The organism is Agrobacterium sp. fls2-241-TYG-188a (genome assembly GCF_030209845.1).
This window is the reverse complement of record NZ_JARVRD010000002.1, coordinates 35,823-52,593: the sequence shown is the minus strand read 5'-3', so window position 1 is coordinate 52,593 and position 16,771 is coordinate 35,823. Positions and strand designations below refer to the sequence as shown.

Below are 16,771 nucleotides of genomic sequence, written 5' to 3'. Positions count from 1 at the left end.
GACCATCAGGAGGACCCCATGCACGAAAGCGAACGCCATCGCATCATCTTGAGCGCCATACAGGAAAAGCCTGTTGTGACGGTGCAGGATATTGCCGAATTGACGGACGCTTCCGAAGCGACGATCCGGCGCGATATCGCCTCTCTGCACGTTCAGGGAAAGTTGCGGCGGGTGCGCGGCGGGGCTGAAGCGGTGCATCCACCGCAGCTGGGCAATCTGGCAGCACGACCATTTCGCGTGTCGGAATCGGTCAATATCGACAAGAAACGATCAATTGCGCGCAAGGCGGTGGATCTCTGCGAGGAAGGCGATGCCATCATCATCAATGGTGGCACCACGACCTTCCAGATGGTGCATTACATGTCGGCGCGCCGTTTGCAGGTCATGACCAATTCCTTCGCCATTGCCGAGCATCTGGTCAAGCATTCCAAGTGCAATGTCAGCGTTCCCGGCGGCGCGATCTACCGCGACCAGAGCCTGATCCTGTCACCCTTTGAAAATGACGCGATCCGCAATTTTTATGCGCGACGAATCTTCATCGGCGCGCAGGGTGTCGGCGCTCTCGGCATCATGGAGTCAGACGCGCTTGTCATTCAGAGCGAACAGAAATTGATGCGGCAGGCGGAAGAGCTGATCGTGATGATCGACTCGTCCAAATTCCGCAAACGCTCAAGCCTTATTCTCTGCCCGCTGGAAAACGTGTCCACCATCATTACCGATGACGGGATTTCCGACGAGGCAGCAAAAATGGTGGAGGCGGCGGGCGTTACGCTGGTGGTTACCGGCGCCGTTGCGGCGACGCAAGCTTCGCCACCGCCAGACGAAGAGGATTCCGCTTCGGTTGCTTGAGGAGCACCGCGGCGGAGAATGATGTTCAATCGGGAGGAGAACTAACATGAAACTGTCACGTAGAAAATTAAGCCAAGCCCTGGCACTCAGCGTTGCCATCGGCGTTGCCGGTTTTGGCGGCATGGCGCAGGCGAAAGACATGAAGATTGCGCTTGTCGTGAAGTCTCTGGGCAACGGCTTTTTTGAAGCCGCCAACAAGGGCGCGCAGGAAGCAGCCAAGGAACTGGGCGGCGTCGAGATCATCTATACCGGCCCGACCACGACCACAGCCGAAGGCCAGATCGAGGTCATCAACTCGCTGATCGCGCAGGGCGTGGACGCCATTGCCATTTCCGCCAATGATCCGGATGCGGTTGTGCCAGCACTGAAAAAGGCGGCACAGCGCGGCATCAAGGTTATCTCCTGGGATAGCGGCGTTGCACCGGCAGGCCGCATTCTCCAGCTCAACCCATCTTCCAACGCGCTGATCGGCAAGATGTGCCTGCAGCTCGCAGCCTCGCATCTGGAAGGCGGCAAGGGTGACTTTGCGATCCTCTCTGCCACCACGACATCCACGAACCAGAACATCTGGATCGATGAGATGAAGAAGCAGCTGAAGGACTTCCCCGGCCTCAATCTCGTTACCACAGTTTACGGTGATGACCTTGCCGACAAGAGCTACCGCGAAGCGCAGGGCCTCCTCACCTCGCAGCCCAATGTGAAGGTTATCGTTGCCCCAACAACCGTTGGCGTACTGGCCGCATCGCAGGCAGTAAAAGATGCGGGCAAGATCGGTCAGGTCTTCGTGACAGGCCTTGGCCTTCCATCGGAAATGGCTGGCGCCATAAAGTCCGGCGCGACAAAGGAATTTGCCATCTGGAACCCGATCGACCTCGGCTATTCCGCCACCCAGCTCGCATATCACCTTGTGAAGGGTGATGCGGATGGCAAACCTGGCAGCGAAATCGAAGCCGGACGCATGGGCAAGATCAAGGTCGGCGAGAACAGTGAAGCCGCCATGGCTGATCCATTCGTCTACAACTCGTCCAATATCGATCAGTTCTCAAAGATTTTCTGATGTGATGCTTGCCTCGCTGGCCATGTCAGCGGGGCAACCTTCCTAACCCCGTACTCTACGTCATATCAGGGCTTGTCCCGAGTATCTAACGAACCCCGACATCGAACGTGGTTAGATCCTCGGGACAAGCCCGAGGATGACGTCGAGGGTGTGGGTCGCCCCTGCTCCACAATGAGCGTTCGGAATTCTGACAATGACAATGGCTGTAGAGAAAATCACCGACGCGACAGCGCCACACGCACAGGCTATGGGAAGTTCAGCTCCCATTCTCGAAATGCGGGGCATCAGCCAGATTTTCCCTGGCGTCAAAGCTCTCGATGGCGTCAATATCCGGCTCTATCCTGGCAAGGTCACGGCGCTGATCGGTGAAAATGGCGCGGGCAAATCGACCCTCGTCAAAATCCTCACGGGCATTTACCGCCCCAATGAGGGTGAAATCCTGCTGGACGGCCAGCCCGTGACGTTTCAAAGCGCGCAAGACGCCATCGATGCGGGTGTGACCGCCATTCATCAGGAAACCGTGCTGTTTGACGAGCTTTCCGTGGGTGAGAACATTTTTCTCGGCCATGCGCCAAAGGGGCGCTTCGGGCTGATTGACTGGAAGACCATCAATGAACGGTCGCGGGCGCTGCTGGAGCGGCTGGAAAGCAAGATCGACCCCACCATCCGGCTCAAAGACCTGTCCATTGCGCAGCGCCATCTGGTGGCGATTGCGCGGGCGCTGTCTGTCGAGGCCCGCATCGTCATCATGGACGAGCCGACAGCGGCCCTTTCGCGCAAGGAAATCGACGATCTCTTCCGCATTGTCGAGAACCTGAAACGACAGGGCAAGGCGATCCTGTTCATCAGCCACAAATTCGATGAGGTTTATGAGATCGCCGAAAGCTACGCCGTTTTCCGCGATGGCAAGATGGTCGGCTCAGGCGAACTCGCGCAGACACCACAGGACGAAATCGTGCGGCTAATGGTGGGGCGTGATGTGAAGGACGCCTTTCCGAAACAGGCGGTCAATATCGGCACGACCACGCTATCGGTGCAGCGCTACTGCCATGATACCGAGTTTCGCGATATTTCCTTTGATCTGCGCAAGGGCGAAATCCTTGGGCTGTACGGCTTGATTGGTGCCGGGCGTTCGGAACTGTGCCAGTCGCTGTTCGGCATCACCCGTCCCGCGTCCGGCACCCTGACGCTTGATGGTCAGCAGATTTCCATCCGCAGCCCGCAAGATGCGATTGCGGCTGGCATCGTCTATGTGCCGGAAGAGCGCGGGCGGCACGGGCTGGCGCTCGATCTGCCGATCTATCAGAACATGTCGCTGCCATCGCTGGCACGCACATCGCGCAAGGGGTTTCTGGCCGCTGCCAACGAGTTTGCGCTAGCCCGCAAATATGCCTCGCGTCTCGATCTGCGCGCTGCCGCCCTCTCCGTTCCGGTCGGCACACTCTCTGGTGGCAACCAGCAGAAGGTCGTCATCGGCAAGTGGCTGGCCACTCAGCCCAAGGTCATCATTCTGGACGAGCCGACCAAGGGCATCGATATCGGCTCCAAGGCCGCCGTTCACGGCTTCATCAGCGAACTGGCCGCCGAAGGGCTATCGATCATCATGATTTCATCCGAGCTGCCGGAAATTCTCGGCATGTCGGACCGCGCCATCGTCATGCGCGAGGGCCTGATGGCAGGCATGTTCGAACGATCGGATTTTTCAGCCGAAAAGCTTGTGCGTGCCGCCACAGGAAACGCGTGAGAGGACCAACGCCATGAAAAGACTTCTTAAAAACCGTGAATGGCTGCTGGCAGGCATCATCATCGCCCTGATCGCAGGCTTTTCGATGCGCTCTCCCGGCTTTGAGCGCCCCGGAAATCTGGTCAATATCTTCAACGACACATCCATCCTCATCATTCTGGCGCTGGGCCAGATGGCGGTGATCCTGACGAAATCCATCGATCTCTCGGTGGCCGCCAACCTTGCCTTTACCGGCATGGCCGTGGCCATGACAAATGCGGCCTTTCCCTCGATACCCCTGCCCTTCCTCATCGCCATGGCAGTCGTCATCGGTGCGCTTCTGGGGTCGATCAACGGCATTCTCGTCTGGTGGCTCGGTCTGCCCTCCATTGTCGTCACATTGGGAACATTGACGATCTATCGCGGCATGGCCTTTGTCCTCTCGGGCGGCGCGTGGGTGAATGCACACCAGATGTCGCCGACCTTTCTCAACGTGCCACGCACGCCGGTCATGGGAATGCCGGTCTTGTCATGGGTCGCGATCCTGATCGTCGCGGGCGCATGGCTGGTCCTGACGCGCACCTCCTTCGGGCGCTCGGCCTATGCCTCTGGTGGCAATCCGGGAGCTGCGGTCTATGCGGGCATCGATGTGGGCCGCACCCGCTTTCTGGCCTTTGTTCTCTCGGGCGCGCTGGCGGGGCTTGCAAGCTACCTCTGGGTTTCGCGCTATGCCGTGGCCTATGTGGATATCGCATCCGGCTTTGAATTGGATAGCGTTGCCGCCAATGTCATCGGGGGCATATCGATTGCCGGTGGCATCGGCTCGGTGGCCGGTGCTGTGCTGGGGGCGTTGTTCCTCGGCGTCATCAAGAACGCCCTGCCCGTCATCGGTATTTCGCCCTTCGCGCAAATGGCGATTTCCGGCGTCGTCATCGTGCTCGCCGTTGTCTTCAACGCCCGCGCCGAAGCCAAGAAGGGCCGCATTATCCTGCGTGACAGGGCGGCAACCGAAATCACCAAGGAGGCATCAGCATGAGCACGGCTGCACCCGAAACCTCAACGCCCCGCATCATCCCGGACAAGCTCGGCACGCCATTCAAGCGCATCATGGCCAGCTGGGAAGTTCTGCTGTTGGGCGTTGCGATCCTGATCTTCATCGTCAACTCCTTCGCATCGCCCTATTTTCTCGATGCCTATAACCTCTCGGACGCCACCTTCAACTTTACAGAAAAGGCGCTGATCGCCTTTGCCATGGCGCTTTTGATCATCGCGGGCGAGATCGATCTTTCGGTTGCCGCCATCATCGCGCTTGCCTCCACCGTCATGGGTTATGCGGTGCAGATGGGTGTTGGTACTCCTGGCCTTGTCGCGCTCGGCATCGGCACCGGCCTTGCCTGCGGTGCCTTCAACGGCTTTCTGGTGGCCGGGCTGAAGCTGCCCTCCATCGTCGTCACCATCGGCACGATGAGCCTGTTTCGCGGTATTTCCTATTTGGTTCTGGGCGATCAGGCATTCGGCAAATATCCTGAAAGCTTCGCATATTTCGGCCAAGGCTATGTGTTCTGGGTCATATCCTTCGAATTCGTGCTGTTCGTTTTCATGGCCGTCGTTTTCGCCATTCTGCTGCACGCCACCAATTTCGGCCGTCAGGTCTTCGTCATCGGCACCAACCCCTTTGCGGCGCGCTTTTCCGGCATCCCGGTGGAGCGGGTGAAGTTCATCCTCTTCCTGCTGACCGGCCTCATGAGCGGCATCGCCGCCGTCTGCCTCACCTCGCGCCTCGGCTCCACCCGCCCCTCCATCGCGCAAGGCTGGGAACTGGAAGTGGTAACGATGGTGGTTCTGGGCGGCGTTTCCATTCTGGGCGGTTCCGGCACCATCGGCGGCGTTGTCATTGCGGCCTTCGTCATGGGCCTCGTCACCTTCGGGCTTGGCCTGTTGAACGTTCCGGGCATCGTCATGTCCATCTTCGTAGGCCTCCTCCTCATCATCACCATCGCCATTCCCATCGTCGTGCGCCGTCTGCGCGTCATGAGGTAGACCATGCCAGAGTTTGAAAAACACGCCTTCAAGATGAAGCTCTTTCCCGGCATGGAAGCCGAGTACCGCAAACGCCATGACGAGATCTGGCCGGAGCTGGTTGCGCTTCTGCATGAGGCGGGTGTGCGCGATTATTCCATCCACCTAGACCCCGAGACCAACATTCTCTTCGGCGTGCTGACCCGCCCGAAGAACCACACGATGGCGGCGCTACCGGACCACCCCGTTATGAAAAAGTGGTGGGCGCATATGGCCGATATCATGGAGAGCAACCCCGACAACTCTCCAAAGGCGAGCGACCTCGTCACGCTGTTTCACCTGCCATGAGCGAGCCGATCCGCCACATCGCCGTCATCGATATCGGCAAGACGCACGCCAAGCTGATCGTGGTCGATGGCGAAAGCGGAGAGGAAATCGCCTCCCGCAAAATCGCCAACCGGGTTCTGAGTGCGCCGCCCTATCCGCATTATGATATCGAGACCCTGTGGACATTTATGATGGAGGGGCTCTCGGCATTTCAAGAAGAGCCGGGATATCAAGCGATTTCCATCACCACCCACGGGGCGAGTGCGGCACTCCTGAACATCAGGGGTGACCTGGCCATGCCGGTTCTGGATTATGAACATGGCTATCCCGAGCATATTCAAACAGCCTATGCGGCGCTGCGTCCGCCCTTTGAGGAAACCTTCTCACCGGCGTTGCCCATCGGCCTCAATCTCGGCGCGCAACTGCATTATCAGAAAACCGTGTTTCCCTCAGACTTTGCGCAGGTCACGGATATCGTAACCTATCCGCAATATTGGGCCTATCGCCTCACCGGCATAAAGGCCAACGAAGCCACATCGCTGGGCTGCCATACGGATCTCTGGCAACCGGACAAGGGTTGCTTCTCCAGCCTGCCGCAGACGCTTGATATCGCCCATCTGTTTCCCGCGGTCCGCTCTGCTTTCGATGCGCTGGGACCGGTTTTGCCGGAGGTTGCGGATGTCATTGGCTGCAGCAGCGACTTGCCCGTCTATTGCGGGTTACATGATTCCAACGCTTCGCTGCTTCCGCATCTCATGGCGCGCAAAGGGCCTTTCGCGGTGGTATCGACCGGCACATGGGTCGTCTGCTTCGGAGTGGGCGCTGCCGTCGAAAAGCTTGCCCCCGCACGCGATACGCTGGTCAATGTCGATGCCTTCGGAAAGCCAGTCCCGTCAGCGCGTTTCATGGGTGGTCGGGAGTTCGAAATTTTAACGCACGGCATAACCCGGCTACCTCCAGAAGCACTGGAGCGGGCGACTATGCGCGTTCTGGCAGGCAAGGTCGCCTATCTGCCCAGTGCGGTAGAAGGCTCGGGGCCTTTCCCGGACCAGCGCGGACATTGGATGAACGAACCCGCCGATGATGCCGAGCGCCATGTCGCGGCCTCGTTATATGCTGCCATGATGACCGCGACCTGTCTCGACCTGATTGGCAATGCGGGGACGATCATCGTGGAAGGTCCCTTCGCGGGTAATCTGTCCTTCACGAAAGCACTGGCCGCCATCACCGGTGGACAGGTCCTGGTCACGGATGGGAACAGCCCCTCCGGCACCGGCCTTGGGGCAACGCTGCTGGCTACGCGAAACGCCCCACGGCAGTCATACCATCCGGTCACGCCTTTAAATGGGGTTACGGAACACTATCGATCATGGCGTGAGGGGCTTCAGCCTATCGCCTGAACAAGCGCAAATCCGCCAACCGCAGCAACGCCCGTCAGCACGGTGCCCCAGAGAATATCGGCCACGCAGACCTTTATCGACCATCCCTTCAGCGTCGAAAGATTGGTCATGTCATAGGTGCCGTAAGCGATGAAACCGAGGATCGCGCCCGAGAGCAGCGCCGATTGCCACGTGCCTCCATCCAGGGCAGGAATGACGGCAAAGTAGACGATACCGGCGATATAGAAGAGATAGAAAATCCCCGCCGCCGCGAAATTGGGTTTCGGCAACATCAGCGGACCGATTTCACGCTTGTAGAAGTTTACCGCAAGCTTCGACAGCCAGATGAAATCCAGACCGAAGAAGACGATGGCGGTGCCGATATAGGCGACGAGGTATTCCATCGTCCACTCTCCCTTTTAGATGCCGAGAACGGGCTGAACCAGCCGAACCAGCCAACTTTTGAACTTCAACGGCGCGTCGGTTACGGCGAGGCAGATGCAGTCTTCCCCCTCACCCGCAATCGGCTGGTGGGTCAGATCTTCATCGGCTTCCTCGAAATCCCCACGTCGGAACACATCGTCACCGTCCTTGAAGTAACCCGAAAGAACGACCGTAAGTTCCCGCCCGCCATGGGTATGTTCCGGCACCGGCTTTCCAGCCGGTATGCGCAGCAGGCGGACATTGGCCTCGCCATCGCGTGTGCGAATGGGGAAATGGTAGGCGCCGGGGCCGAGCTGTTTCCATTTCAACGCATCCACGTCACCACCGGCATAGGAGCGGAGAGGCTCCGGCAAGACCGCGCCGGTCGGCTGAGGTGTTGACTGTGGTGCCGTCTGGGGGGAAAGCCCGGTAGCCGCATTGGGTTTCAGCAGCTTGCGGATCTGCGTCCACTGGTCGTCAGAAATCTCCTGGCTTTGGGCAGGCTCGATATCCTGCAACAGGGCTCCACCCGCCATCTCAAGCGTCTTGAGCCGCTGGCGGCTTTCGGGACACAGCGCCAGGTGGGTTGAAACCGCAAGGCTCCAGCTTTCACCCAGGCTTCCCGACGCATAATCCAGCAGCAATTCATCACTGACACGATGCCGTACGCTCATGTCCGGTCCTCCAGGGCAGCGCGCAGCTTGGCGAAGGCGAGCCGAATACGCGATTTGACGGTTCCAATCGGCAGGCCGAGTTGCGCGGCAATCGTGCTGTGCGAGGCCTCGTCAAAAAACGAGCGCTTCAAAAGATCAAGCTGCTCTTTCGGCAGTTGCGCCAGCGCCTTGTGCAGTCTTTGTGCATCCTGCACCTCCTGCATCTGCTCATCGGCAGCAGGGGCATCGTCCTTGACGAAAGCGGGATCGTTTACATCGAATTCCGGGCGCTTGTCTTTCCTGTGGGCGTCGATACGCAGGTTTCGGGCAATCCGGAAAATCCAGGCGGAAGCATTTCCCCTCGCCGGGTCGAAAAGTGTGGCCTTGTTCCACACCGTCATCATGGTTTCTTGCATCAGTTCCTCAGCGGCCTGCGCATCGCGCACTTGCCGTAACATGTAGATCCGCACGCGCGGCCCGTAATAACGAAAGAGAACTTCGAACGCTTCAACGCTGCGTTCGGCAGCCACGGCTTTCAAAAGTGCCGGACATTCGCTTTCAATGTCATTCTTGGAGGTTTCATTCATGCGGATCGGCTTCTTTCCGCTTCCATACGGTTTTCCCATGGCCGGTGCGACCCGGCTTTTGGGAATATAGTGGCACGCGGGGCCGTCTATGGAAACGTTTATTGTCATGAATGCGACTACGCCAGCCGCTTTCAACCGGATCACCGCTCATAAAAAAATGGACCATCGGCAATCCATTTGGCACGACCATGCGTATTGTGTGAAAGATCGAAACGGACAGGTATCATGGATTTCACGACGGCCAACAATAATCGACAGGCAAGACGCAGGATTGCCGTCATTGGATCAGGCGTGTCGGGCTTGTCCGCAGCATGGCTGCTGGACAAGACGGCCGATGTTACCCTGTATGAGGCCGACAGCCGTCTTGGCGGGCACGCCAACACCTTCGACGTGGAAATGCCCGGTAAGGCACCCATCGCCGTCGATACCGGCTTTATCGTCTATAACGAGTTGAACTATCCAAATCTCGTGGCGCTGTTTGCGCATCTGGGCGTTGCGACCGATGCGTCGGACATGTCCTTTGCCGCATCGCTGCGCGCAGGCAGGCTGGAATATTCCGGTTCCGGCCTTTCCGGTCTGTTTGGGCAAAGGTCCAACCTGTTGCGTCCGCAATTCTGGGGAATGGTGCGCGACGTGCTGCGCTTTTACAAGGAGGCTCCCGCGCTTCTTGACGATCGATCCCTCGAAGGCGTGAGCCTTGGCAGCTATCTCGATGCAAAGGGTTACTCGCCTTGCTTCGTCGATGACCATCTTCTTCCCATGGGTGCTGCAATCTGGTCCACCACCTCAGCCGACATGCGCGCCTATCCGCTGCAGGCCTTTATCCGGTTCTTCGTCAATCACGGCCTCGTCCAATTGTCGGGCAGGCCTCAGTGGCGGACCGTCAAGGGCGGCAGCCGCGAATATGTCTCGCGCATCATGGCGCAGTTCAAGGGCAAGGTCGTCCTGAACAGCAAGATTGCGGGCATCAGGCGCGGTGAGGATGGCGTGAAAGTGCTGGACCGTTCCGGTCACATGACGATATTCGATGACGTCGTGATTGCCACCCATGCCGATCAGGCTCTTGCCCTGCTGGCCGATGCCGACCCGGATGAACGTGCCGTTCTGGGGGCCTTCGACTATACCCGCAACACCGCCGTGCTGCATTCGGACGAGGCGCTTATGCCAAAGCGCCGCAATGTGTGGTCCAGCTGGAATTATCTGAGCGAAGAAAACTCCAGCGGCACGGAGCAGCTGTGCGTGACCTATTGGATGAACCGGCTGCAAAACATCGACGACGCGACGCCGCTGTTTGTGACGCTCAACCCGTCCCGTCCGGTCGCCCCGCAAAAATCCATAGCCACCTTCGACTACGCCCACCCACTTTTCGACGCCAAGGCGCTTGAGGCGCAGAAATTGCTCTGGAACCTGCAGGGCCGCAAGAATACATGGTTCTGCGGTGCGCATTTCGGAAGCGGTTTCCACGAGGATGGTCTGCAATCCGGTCTTGCCGTCGCAGAGGCGCTGGGCGGGATGAAGAGGCCCTGGAGCGTCAAGAACGAGTCGGGGCGCATCTTCCTCGCCCCTCGGCAGGCCATGGCATCATGAGCTTGAACTCCGCCCTCTATGCCGGACACGTCTTCCATGCGCGCCATCGCCCGCATGCGCACAAAATGCGCTACCGCGTGTTTTCCCTGCTGCTCGATCTGGACGAACTTCCGCTGCTCGACAAGGGCCTGCGCCTGTTCGGCTATAACCGCCGCGCGGCCATGAGCTTTCACGACAGCGATCACGGCGTGGGCGAGAGAGGCGGTCTGAAGAAATGGGTCGCCCGGCATCTTGGGCAAGCGGATATCGTCATTTCGCAAGAGCGGCTGCGTGTGGAGATGCTGTGTTATCCCCGCATGTTCGGCTACGTCTTCAATCCACTCACCGTCTATTTCTGCCATGACAGGCAGGACGATGACCGGCTGGTCGCCATACTCTACGAAGTCTGCAACACGTTTCACGAGCGCCACACCTACATCATTCCGGCGACACCGGGTGCCAATGGCAGCGTTCAGCACTCCTGCGCCAAGGAAATGTACGTATCGCCCTTCGTGCCGATGGACTGCACCTACGAGTTTCGCATTCAACCGCCTGCGGACAAGGTTCTCGTTGCGATCAACGAGCGCGATGGCGAGGGGGAGCTGCTGTTTGCGTCATTTGCGGGCAAGCGCCGTGCGCTTGGCGGCAATGCGCTGATAAAGGCGCTTGTGTCCTATCCGCTGATGACACTGAAAATCATGGGGGCCATTCACTGGGAGGCCCTGCTTCTATGGGCCAAGGGCAATCCGATCTACCGACATAAGACCGCAAGCAATCCAATAGCCAGCTCCGTCAGCGTGACAGACGCGACAGTGCGAGTTGCACCAATGGGAGGAATGAAGAATGAGCCACGCTGAGCGAGAAAACCTCTCCCTGATATTGGATCGTGCGCCGCTGTGGCAGAAGATGATCTGCCGCCGGGTCAACAACATGACGCATGGTCGGCTGACATTGGTTTTCCCGGGTGGCTCGGAATATGTGATCAACGGCCAGCAGCCCGGCCCGCACGGCGTTCTGTGCCTCAATCGCGGCCGCGTCGTGCGCAGACTGGTGACGGGCGGCAGCCTCGGCTTTGCCCAATCCTATATGGATGGCGATTGGGACAGCCCCGATCTAGCGACGCTTCTGGAACTGGCGATTGCAAATGAAGACAGCTGGAAAGCCGTGTCGGAACCATCCCGTTTCATCTCCGCTCTTGCCTTGCTGCGCCACCGCCTGCGCCGCAATTCCAAGGCCGGAAGCCGCCGCAACATCGCATTCCATTACGATCTTGGAAACCGCTTCTATTCGGCATGGCTGGACGAGACCATGACCTATTCCTCGGCTCTTTTTGAAAAGCCGGGGCAGACGCTCGCCGATGCCCAGAACGCCAAATATGACCGCATCGTCGAGCAGTTGCAGATCGGCCCCGACGATCATGTGCTGGAAGTGGGCTGCGGCTGGGGCGGCTTTGCCGAATATGCCATCCGCAAGACGGGCTGCCGCGTGACCGGATTGACCCTTTCGCGTGAACAGGCCGATTTCGCCAGAAAACGGCTCGACGCTGCCGGTTTTGCAAACCGCTCGGATATTCGTCTTGAAGATTACCGCGATTGCCAGGGCCAATATTCGAAGATCGTTTCCATCGAAATGTTCGAAGCTGTTGGAGAAGAAAACTGGCCAACCTATTTCCAGCGCCTGCGCACGCTGCTGGCGCAGGGCGGAGAAGCAATGGTGCAGGTCATCACGATTGATGAGGAACGTTTTGACGAATATCGCAGAACGGCTGACTTCATCCAGACCTATATCTTTCCGGGCGGCATGCTTCCCTCGATCACCGCCTTCAAGGACGCCGCAGCAACCCAGGGCTTTGCCGTTCCCGATCTGCTGCGCTTCGGCAAGGATTACGATCGCACGCTGATGCAATGGGACCGCGCCTTCATCAGCAACTGGCACCGCATCGAACCCCTAGGATTTGACGAGCGCTTCCGGCGCATGTGGCAATATTACCTTCACTATTGCTCCGCCGGATTCCGGGCAGGCCGCATCGACGTCGTGCAGTTCAAGCTGGTTCCGGCGTCATAGACGTCGGCTACCGTGTCAATCGACAGCCACCCCTGCACGACCATGGGCAATTTTGTCGTGCACAATGAAATTCTCATATTCATGGAACTTCACGCGGATAGTCACGTTACGGTGAGTGTCTTTTGTCGAAACATCGAACGCGCCTTGCACCATCTACCCGCTTGCGTTCGATCCTAAACGTGGAGAATATTCATGAACCAGATCATTTACATCGTCGGCTTGGTCGTCATCGTACTCGCCATCCTGTCGTTTTTCGGCTTCCGGTGAGCATAAATTTGCAGTTGTAAAAATCAGGCTTTGTAAATATTCTTTCCGATGGGAACCATGTCGGCGAGACCATCGTTGACATGGGCGGTTAGGGAGGTTTTCGATGAAGCAGACTGTATGGACAGAGCCTGTCGAAGTGAACTTCGATACAAGCTCGATAAATGTTATTTCAGGACCTTTTGATGCACTTGCGCTATTGACGGAGAACTGGCCCCACACGCGTGGTCTAACCTTCGTCAGAGCCCGCAGCGCCTGCCGCGCTGCACTCGACGGGCGCAAATCCGCCGAAGAGGCGCGGAAGTGCTTCGAGGACGCGGTCTATGAGGCAAAGAAACTCAAGTCTCACTAAAGGCTGCATGAGTTCACCTCATGGTTCGCTCCAAAAAATGGCCCCTTCCGGGGCCATTTCTCGTTGCGGTCACATCCAGTAGGGAGGTACGCCGTAGTAATCATAGACCTTGCGGTCATCACGACCGAGGAAGCTCTCATCGTCTCGGTTTGCGAACTTCGGCGCATTGTCGATCTGCTCTTTTGTGAGGTCGATACGGTATCCGTCGAGCTCATCGTCGTAATGCAGCTTCTCCCATGGCAGCGGGTAGTAATCGTCGCCGATGCCCATGAAGCCACCAAAGCTGAGGACGGCATAGGCAACGCGACCGCCACGTTTTTCGAGGATGATTCGCTGGATGGATCCGATCTTCTTGCCGTCGGCACCGTAAACGCTGGTGCCTTCAACCTTGTCGCTGGCAATGAAGCTCGGCGTGTCCTTGACATAAGGGTCCTGACCGGCGCGGGGTTCGTGATGTACCATAACGTCTTTCCTCCTTAGGATTGATTGTCGTTATGGTTTGTAAACCCGGCGGCCAAAAAATCGTTCCGCCAAAGATGACCTCAAGCACATGGCACTACCGCCGCACGCGGCCGATGCGTGCAAGCAGGATGACGGGCAAAATGCCGATAAGCACGATGGCAAGCGCCGCTATGGATGCTTCCTCATAGGTCCCGCGGGCGGCCTCACCGTAGAGGTGCGTCGAGAAGGTCTCGAAGTTCAAAGGCCGCAGCAAAAGGGTTGCCGGAAGCTCCTTGACGCAATCCACGAAGACCAGCAAGGCGGCGGCGGCCATTGCGGCCTTTGAAAGCGGCAGATGAATGGCCGTGAAGGTGGCCGCAGGTGTGCGACCCAGACTGCGTGATGCCTGATCGAAGGATGAGGGAATGCGGCTCAGCCCCGCATCGATCCCGCCTCCTGCAATGGTGAGAAAGCGCGCCGCATAGGCGAAGATCAAGGCCGAGCCGCTACCGATCAGCAGAAGACCGGTCGATACGCCAAACCATCGCTGCATCGTCTGGTCCACAAATCTGTCGAAGCCGCCAAGTGCGATCAACACACCGATGGCGATGACCGTGCCCGGCGCCGCATAGCCGATTGTCGCCAGCCGGTAAGACCATAGCGACGTCCTTCCCGGTGCTATTCTCATGGCGTAGGCCACCACCAGCCCGGCTGCGACCGTGACCAGCGTTGCGGTTGCGGAAAACAGGATGGTGTTCAGCGCCTCCGATGCAAAGCCTGCTGAAATGCCTCGAAATTGCAGACGCCGCCATGCTTCGACAATCAGATAGAGCGCCGGGGCGACAAAGCCGATGATGATCGGCAGCAGTCCGAAAGAGAGCGCGAGAAGACCGCGTATGCCGCAAAGCCGGGTCGGCGTCAGCAGCGTGCTCTTCTGCGCAGAACCCGAATAGCGTTGCCTGCGGCGCGCCCATTGCTCTATTGCCACCAGCGCCACGACGAGAAACAGCATGGACAGCGCAATCTGCGCCGCACCCGGCAGATCCGACTTCGTCACCCAGGTCGTGTAGATGGAAACGGTCAGCGTGCGGACGCCCAGAAATTCCGACGCACCGATATCGTTGAGCGCCTCCATGAGGGCCAGGCTGGTGCCGACAGCAATTGCTGGACGGGCAAGCGGCACCGCAACCCTTGTAAACAGGGCATGGCGCGAGGTGCCGAGCATCCGCGCAGCATCCAGCAGATTGCCAGCCTGCGTCAGAAACATCGCCCTGACCGGGATATAGACATAGGGATAAAGAACAAAGCCGAGCAGAAGAATGCACCCGGTCATCGAACGTATGTCCGGCAACCGGAAATCGCGGGGGCTGGAATAACCCAGCAACCATCGAAGGAAACCTTGGACCGGCCCCAGCGGATGCAGGATATCGAGATAGGCGTAAGCCACGATATAGGTCGGCATTGCAAGCGGCAGCAGCAAGGCCCATTCCAGCAGCCGCCGACCGCGAAAATCATAGGCGCTGACCAGCCACGCGCTGAGCGTACCCAGACAGCCTGCGAGCAGACCGACGCCGGCCAGAAGGATGATCGTCTGGGACAGCGCCGTTGCCAGTACGGTTTCGCGAAGATGATCCCAAAGGCCCTCAGATCCCCGCACCGCCTCCGACAGAAGTGCGATGACGGGCAGTGTGGCGAGTGCGGCGATCAGACAGGAGACCGCCAGCCAATAGAATGAGGACGTGATCCGCGATCTGGGTCTTGCAAGGGCTGCGGTGTCACGGCTTGAAAACATTCGGAAACGCGCTTTGTGTGTATGGGGCTGCCGATGAGGATCTTGCAACAGTCCCTGCCGGACCGGTCACTCCATATCCGAATCACCCGCCATCCGCCAGACGAAGCGTGATGGCAAGGTTCGCAGACATGGCAGTCCCGGGGCAGGCATTCGAACCCGGCCCGAGACTGGCTTGATATTGCGGCCAAGCCGGGCAATCCCGGCTCGCCACATTTTACGAGCGGATCAGTCTCAGTTGTCGAAGCCGACCTTATCGACCAGCTCGCTTGCCTGCTTGCGGTGAGAAACGATTTCCGTCAGCGGCTTGCTGTCGATCTTCAGCTCACCAAAGGAAGCGATGATCTGATCGACCTCGGCGCTCTTGTTGACCGGATATTCGTAATTGGCCTCGGCATAGATCTTCTGCGCGGCGCCCGATGCCAGATATTCCAGCAGCTTGACGGCCTCATCCCGGTTGGGGGCGTTCTTGGCAACAGCCGCGCCGGATACGTTGACCTGCGTTCCGCCATCCTTGAACGTCGGCAGAATGACCTTGATGGCTTCGCCCCACTTTACCTGCTCTTCGCCGCCCTTGCCGGAGCGCATCAGCCCGACATAATAGGAGTTGGCGATGCCGATATCGCAAATGCCGCCGAGAATGTCCTTGGCAACATCGCGGTCGCCGCCGCCAGCCTTGCGGGCCAGATTGTCCTTGACGCCCGCAAGCCACTTTTCGGTAGCCTCTACGCCGTGATGGGCGATGTAATCGGCAAAGAGCGCGGTGTTATAGGGGTGCTGACCAGAACGAATGCAAACCTTGCCCTTCCACTTGGGATCGGCGAGATCCTCGTAGTTGAAGGCGGACAGGTCGACGTCCTTGGACGCATAGAGAACGCGGGCGCGCATCGACAGGGCAAACCAGTTGCCCTTGGCATCACGCAGTTCGGCTGGAATGTTCTTTGTCAGCACGTCCGACTGAACCGGCTGGGTAACGCCTTTTTCCACGAGATCAACGAGGTTTCCGGCATCCACCGTCATCAGTACGTCGGCAGGCGAGCTTGCGCCTTCGCTCAGCACACGCTCGGCAAGACCGTCTTTCAGGAAAACCGTGTTGACCTTGATGCCGCTATCCGTGGTGAAAGCGTCAAGCAGAGGCTGGATCAAAGCGGGCTCGCGCGTCGTGTAGATGTTGAGTTCGGCAGCGCCCACAGCGCCAGCCGGAAAGGCGACACTTGCAGCCAGAAACGCAGTTTTCAAAGCCTTGGATAATGTCACGTCTGTCCCCCTTGATCATGA

17 protein-coding genes are annotated in these 16,771 nt (G+C 58.5%); 11 read left to right on the top strand and 6 right to left on the bottom strand.

Features of this window, described 5'->3' with window-relative positions:
• Positions 1-18 precede the first annotated feature (18 nt).
• The 7 genes from QRN85_RS07085 to QRN85_RS07055 all read left to right on the top strand — a co-directional run bounded on the left by QRN85_RS07085 (position 19) and on the right by QRN85_RS07055 (position 7,375).
• The gene (locus QRN85_RS07085) at positions 19-849 is read left to right on the top strand and encodes a DeoR/GlpR family DNA-binding transcription regulator (RefSeq protein WP_122070418.1); all 831 of its coding nucleotides are present in this window, start codon (positions 19-21) and stop codon (positions 847-849) included.
• A gap of 46 nt (positions 850-895) precedes the next feature.
• The gene (rhaS, locus tag QRN85_RS07080) at positions 896-1,906 is read left to right on the top strand and encodes a rhamnose ABC transporter substrate-binding protein (RefSeq protein ID WP_284757281.1); all 1,011 of its coding nucleotides are present in this window, start codon (positions 896-898) and stop codon (positions 1,904-1,906) included.
• Between the two features lie 247 nt (positions 1,907-2,153).
• The gene (locus tag QRN85_RS07075; RefSeq protein WP_284758795.1) at positions 2,154-3,650 is read left to right on the top strand and encodes a sugar ABC transporter ATP-binding protein; all 1,497 of its coding nucleotides are present in this window, start codon (positions 2,154-2,156) and stop codon (positions 3,648-3,650) included.
• Positions 3,651-3,663: 13 nt separating this feature from the next.
• Positions 3,664-4,665 carry an ABC transporter permease gene (locus QRN85_RS07070; RefSeq protein WP_113100073.1) on the top strand — a complete coding sequence of 334 codons (1,002 nt, stop codon included), beginning with the start codon at positions 3,664-3,666 and terminating at the stop codon, positions 4,663-4,665.
• Positions 4,662-5,669, top strand: a complete 1,008-nt coding sequence (locus QRN85_RS07065; RefSeq protein WP_284757280.1) for an ABC transporter permease — start codon at positions 4,662-4,664, stop codon at positions 5,667-5,669. The genes QRN85_RS07070 and QRN85_RS07065 overlap by 4 nt, the downstream gene beginning before the upstream one ends.
• Before the next feature lie 3 nt (positions 5,670-5,672).
• Positions 5,673-5,996 carry an L-rhamnose mutarotase gene (gene rhaM, locus QRN85_RS07060; RefSeq protein ID WP_284757279.1) on the top strand — a complete coding sequence of 108 codons (324 nt, stop codon included), beginning with the start codon at positions 5,673-5,675 and terminating at the stop codon, positions 5,994-5,996.
• Complete coding sequence (locus QRN85_RS07055) at positions 5,993-7,375, top strand: FGGY-family carbohydrate kinase (RefSeq protein WP_284757278.1); 1,383 nt, start codon at positions 5,993-5,995, stop codon at positions 7,373-7,375. Before rhaM ends, QRN85_RS07055 begins: the two co-directional genes overlap by 4 nt.
• On the opposite strand, the gene QRN85_RS07050 is transcribed toward QRN85_RS07055, so the two are convergent.
• Genes QRN85_RS07050 through QRN85_RS07040 form a run of 3 tightly spaced genes read right to left on the bottom strand, consistent with a single transcriptional unit; the run spans position 7,360 to position 9,017 of the window.
• Positions 7,360-7,758, bottom strand: a complete 399-nt coding sequence (locus QRN85_RS07050) for a DUF2177 family protein (protein WP_062586339.1) — start codon at positions 7,756-7,758, stop codon at positions 7,360-7,362. The genes QRN85_RS07055 and QRN85_RS07050 overlap by 16 nt on opposite strands.
• 15 nt (positions 7,759-7,773) lie before the next feature.
• Positions 7,774-8,451 (bottom strand): ChrR family anti-sigma-E factor, encoded by a 678-nt coding sequence (locus tag QRN85_RS07045; protein ID WP_113219196.1) that lies wholly within the window; start codon positions 8,449-8,451, stop codon positions 7,774-7,776.
• Positions 8,448-9,017: a sigma-70 family RNA polymerase sigma factor gene (locus QRN85_RS07040; protein WP_062586335.1), complete on the bottom strand. Its 570-nt coding sequence runs from the start codon at positions 9,015-9,017 to the stop codon at positions 8,448-8,450. Before QRN85_RS07040 ends, QRN85_RS07045 begins: the two co-directional genes overlap by 4 nt.
• 225 nt (positions 9,018-9,242) lie before the next feature.
• On the opposite strand from QRN85_RS07040, the gene QRN85_RS07035 reads away from it, so the two are divergent.
• The 4 genes from QRN85_RS07035 to QRN85_RS07020 all read left to right on the top strand — a co-directional run bounded on the left by QRN85_RS07035 (position 9,243) and on the right by QRN85_RS07020 (position 13,263).
• Positions 9,243-10,604, top strand: a complete 1,362-nt coding sequence (locus tag QRN85_RS07035; RefSeq protein ID WP_284757277.1) for an NAD(P)/FAD-dependent oxidoreductase — start codon at positions 9,243-9,245, stop codon at positions 10,602-10,604.
• Positions 10,601-11,440 (top strand): DUF1365 domain-containing protein, encoded by an 840-nt coding sequence (locus QRN85_RS07030; RefSeq protein WP_062586332.1) that lies wholly within the window; start codon positions 10,601-10,603, stop codon positions 11,438-11,440. Before QRN85_RS07035 ends, QRN85_RS07030 begins: the two co-directional genes overlap by 4 nt.
• A complete protein-coding gene (locus QRN85_RS07025) occupies positions 11,427-12,647 on the top strand; it encodes an SAM-dependent methyltransferase (protein WP_284757276.1) in 1,221 nt (406 codons plus the stop codon). The genes QRN85_RS07030 and QRN85_RS07025 overlap by 14 nt, the downstream gene beginning before the upstream one ends.
• Positions 12,648-13,017: 370 nt before the next feature.
• A complete protein-coding gene (locus tag QRN85_RS07020; RefSeq protein WP_062586329.1) occupies positions 13,018-13,263 on the top strand; it encodes a DUF982 domain-containing protein in 246 nt (81 codons plus the stop codon).
• 69 nt (positions 13,264-13,332) lie between these two features.
• Here the strand turns inward: QRN85_RS07020 and QRN85_RS07015 are convergent, their stop codons facing one another.
• From QRN85_RS07015 to QRN85_RS07005, 3 genes are all read right to left on the bottom strand, one after another.
• Entirely contained in the window at positions 13,333-13,725 is a 393-nt protein-coding gene (locus tag QRN85_RS07015; RefSeq protein ID WP_113100078.1) for a PRC-barrel domain-containing protein, read from the bottom strand.
• A gap of 94 nt (positions 13,726-13,819) precedes the next feature.
• Positions 13,820-15,496 carry an ABC transporter permease gene (locus QRN85_RS07010; protein WP_284757275.1) on the bottom strand — a complete coding sequence of 559 codons (1,677 nt, stop codon included), beginning with the start codon at positions 15,494-15,496 and terminating at the stop codon, positions 13,820-13,822.
• Positions 15,497-15,727: 231 nt separating this feature from the next.
• Positions 15,728-16,732, bottom strand: coding sequence for a Fe(3+) ABC transporter substrate-binding protein (locus tag QRN85_RS07005; RefSeq protein WP_162238071.1), 1,005 nt, complete (start codon positions 16,730-16,732; stop codon positions 15,728-15,730).
• Between the last annotated feature and the right edge of the window lie 39 nt (positions 16,733-16,771).

What these genes read in the sequence shown, in the direction of transcription:
- QRN85_RS07085 (WP_122070418.1), top strand. Translation starts at nt 19, where the DNA reads ATGCACGAAAGCGAACGCCATCGCATCATCTTGAGCGCCATACAGGAA.
- rhaS (WP_284757281.1), top strand. Translation starts at nt 896, where the DNA reads ATGAAACTGTCACGTAGAAAATTAAGCCAAGCCCTGGCACTCAGCGTT.
- QRN85_RS07075 (WP_284758795.1), top strand. Translation starts at nt 2,154, where the DNA reads ATGGGAAGTTCAGCTCCCATTCTCGAAATGCGGGGCATCAGCCAGATT.
- QRN85_RS07070 (WP_113100073.1), top strand. Translation starts at nt 3,664, where the DNA reads ATGAAAAGACTTCTTAAAAACCGTGAATGGCTGCTGGCAGGCATCATC.
- QRN85_RS07065 (WP_284757280.1), top strand. Translation starts at nt 4,662, where the DNA reads ATGAGCACGGCTGCACCCGAAACCTCAACGCCCCGCATCATCCCGGAC.
- rhaM (WP_284757279.1), top strand. Translation starts at nt 5,673, where the DNA reads ATGCCAGAGTTTGAAAAACACGCCTTCAAGATGAAGCTCTTTCCCGGC.
- QRN85_RS07055 (WP_284757278.1), top strand. Translation starts at nt 5,993, where the DNA reads ATGAGCGAGCCGATCCGCCACATCGCCGTCATCGATATCGGCAAGACG.
- QRN85_RS07050 (WP_062586339.1), bottom strand. Translation starts at nt 7,758, where the DNA reads ATGGAATACCTCGTCGCCTATATCGGCACCGCCATCGTCTTCTTCGGT.
- QRN85_RS07045 (WP_113219196.1), bottom strand. Translation starts at nt 8,451, where the DNA reads ATGAGCGTACGGCATCGTGTCAGTGATGAATTGCTGCTGGATTATGCG.
- QRN85_RS07040 (WP_062586335.1), bottom strand. Translation starts at nt 9,017, where the DNA reads ATGAATGAAACCTCCAAGAATGACATTGAAAGCGAATGTCCGGCACTT.
- QRN85_RS07035 (WP_284757277.1), top strand. Translation starts at nt 9,243, where the DNA reads ATGGATTTCACGACGGCCAACAATAATCGACAGGCAAGACGCAGGATT.
- QRN85_RS07030 (WP_062586332.1), top strand. Translation starts at nt 10,601, where the DNA reads ATGAGCTTGAACTCCGCCCTCTATGCCGGACACGTCTTCCATGCGCGC.
- QRN85_RS07025 (WP_284757276.1), top strand. Translation starts at nt 11,427, where the DNA reads ATGAGCCACGCTGAGCGAGAAAACCTCTCCCTGATATTGGATCGTGCG.
- QRN85_RS07020 (WP_062586329.1), top strand. Translation starts at nt 13,018, where the DNA reads ATGAAGCAGACTGTATGGACAGAGCCTGTCGAAGTGAACTTCGATACA.
- QRN85_RS07015 (WP_113100078.1), bottom strand. Translation starts at nt 13,725, where the DNA reads ATGGTACATCACGAACCCCGCGCCGGTCAGGACCCTTATGTCAAGGAC.
- QRN85_RS07010 (WP_284757275.1), bottom strand. Translation starts at nt 15,496, where the DNA reads ATGTTTTCAAGCCGTGACACCGCAGCCCTTGCAAGACCCAGATCGCGG.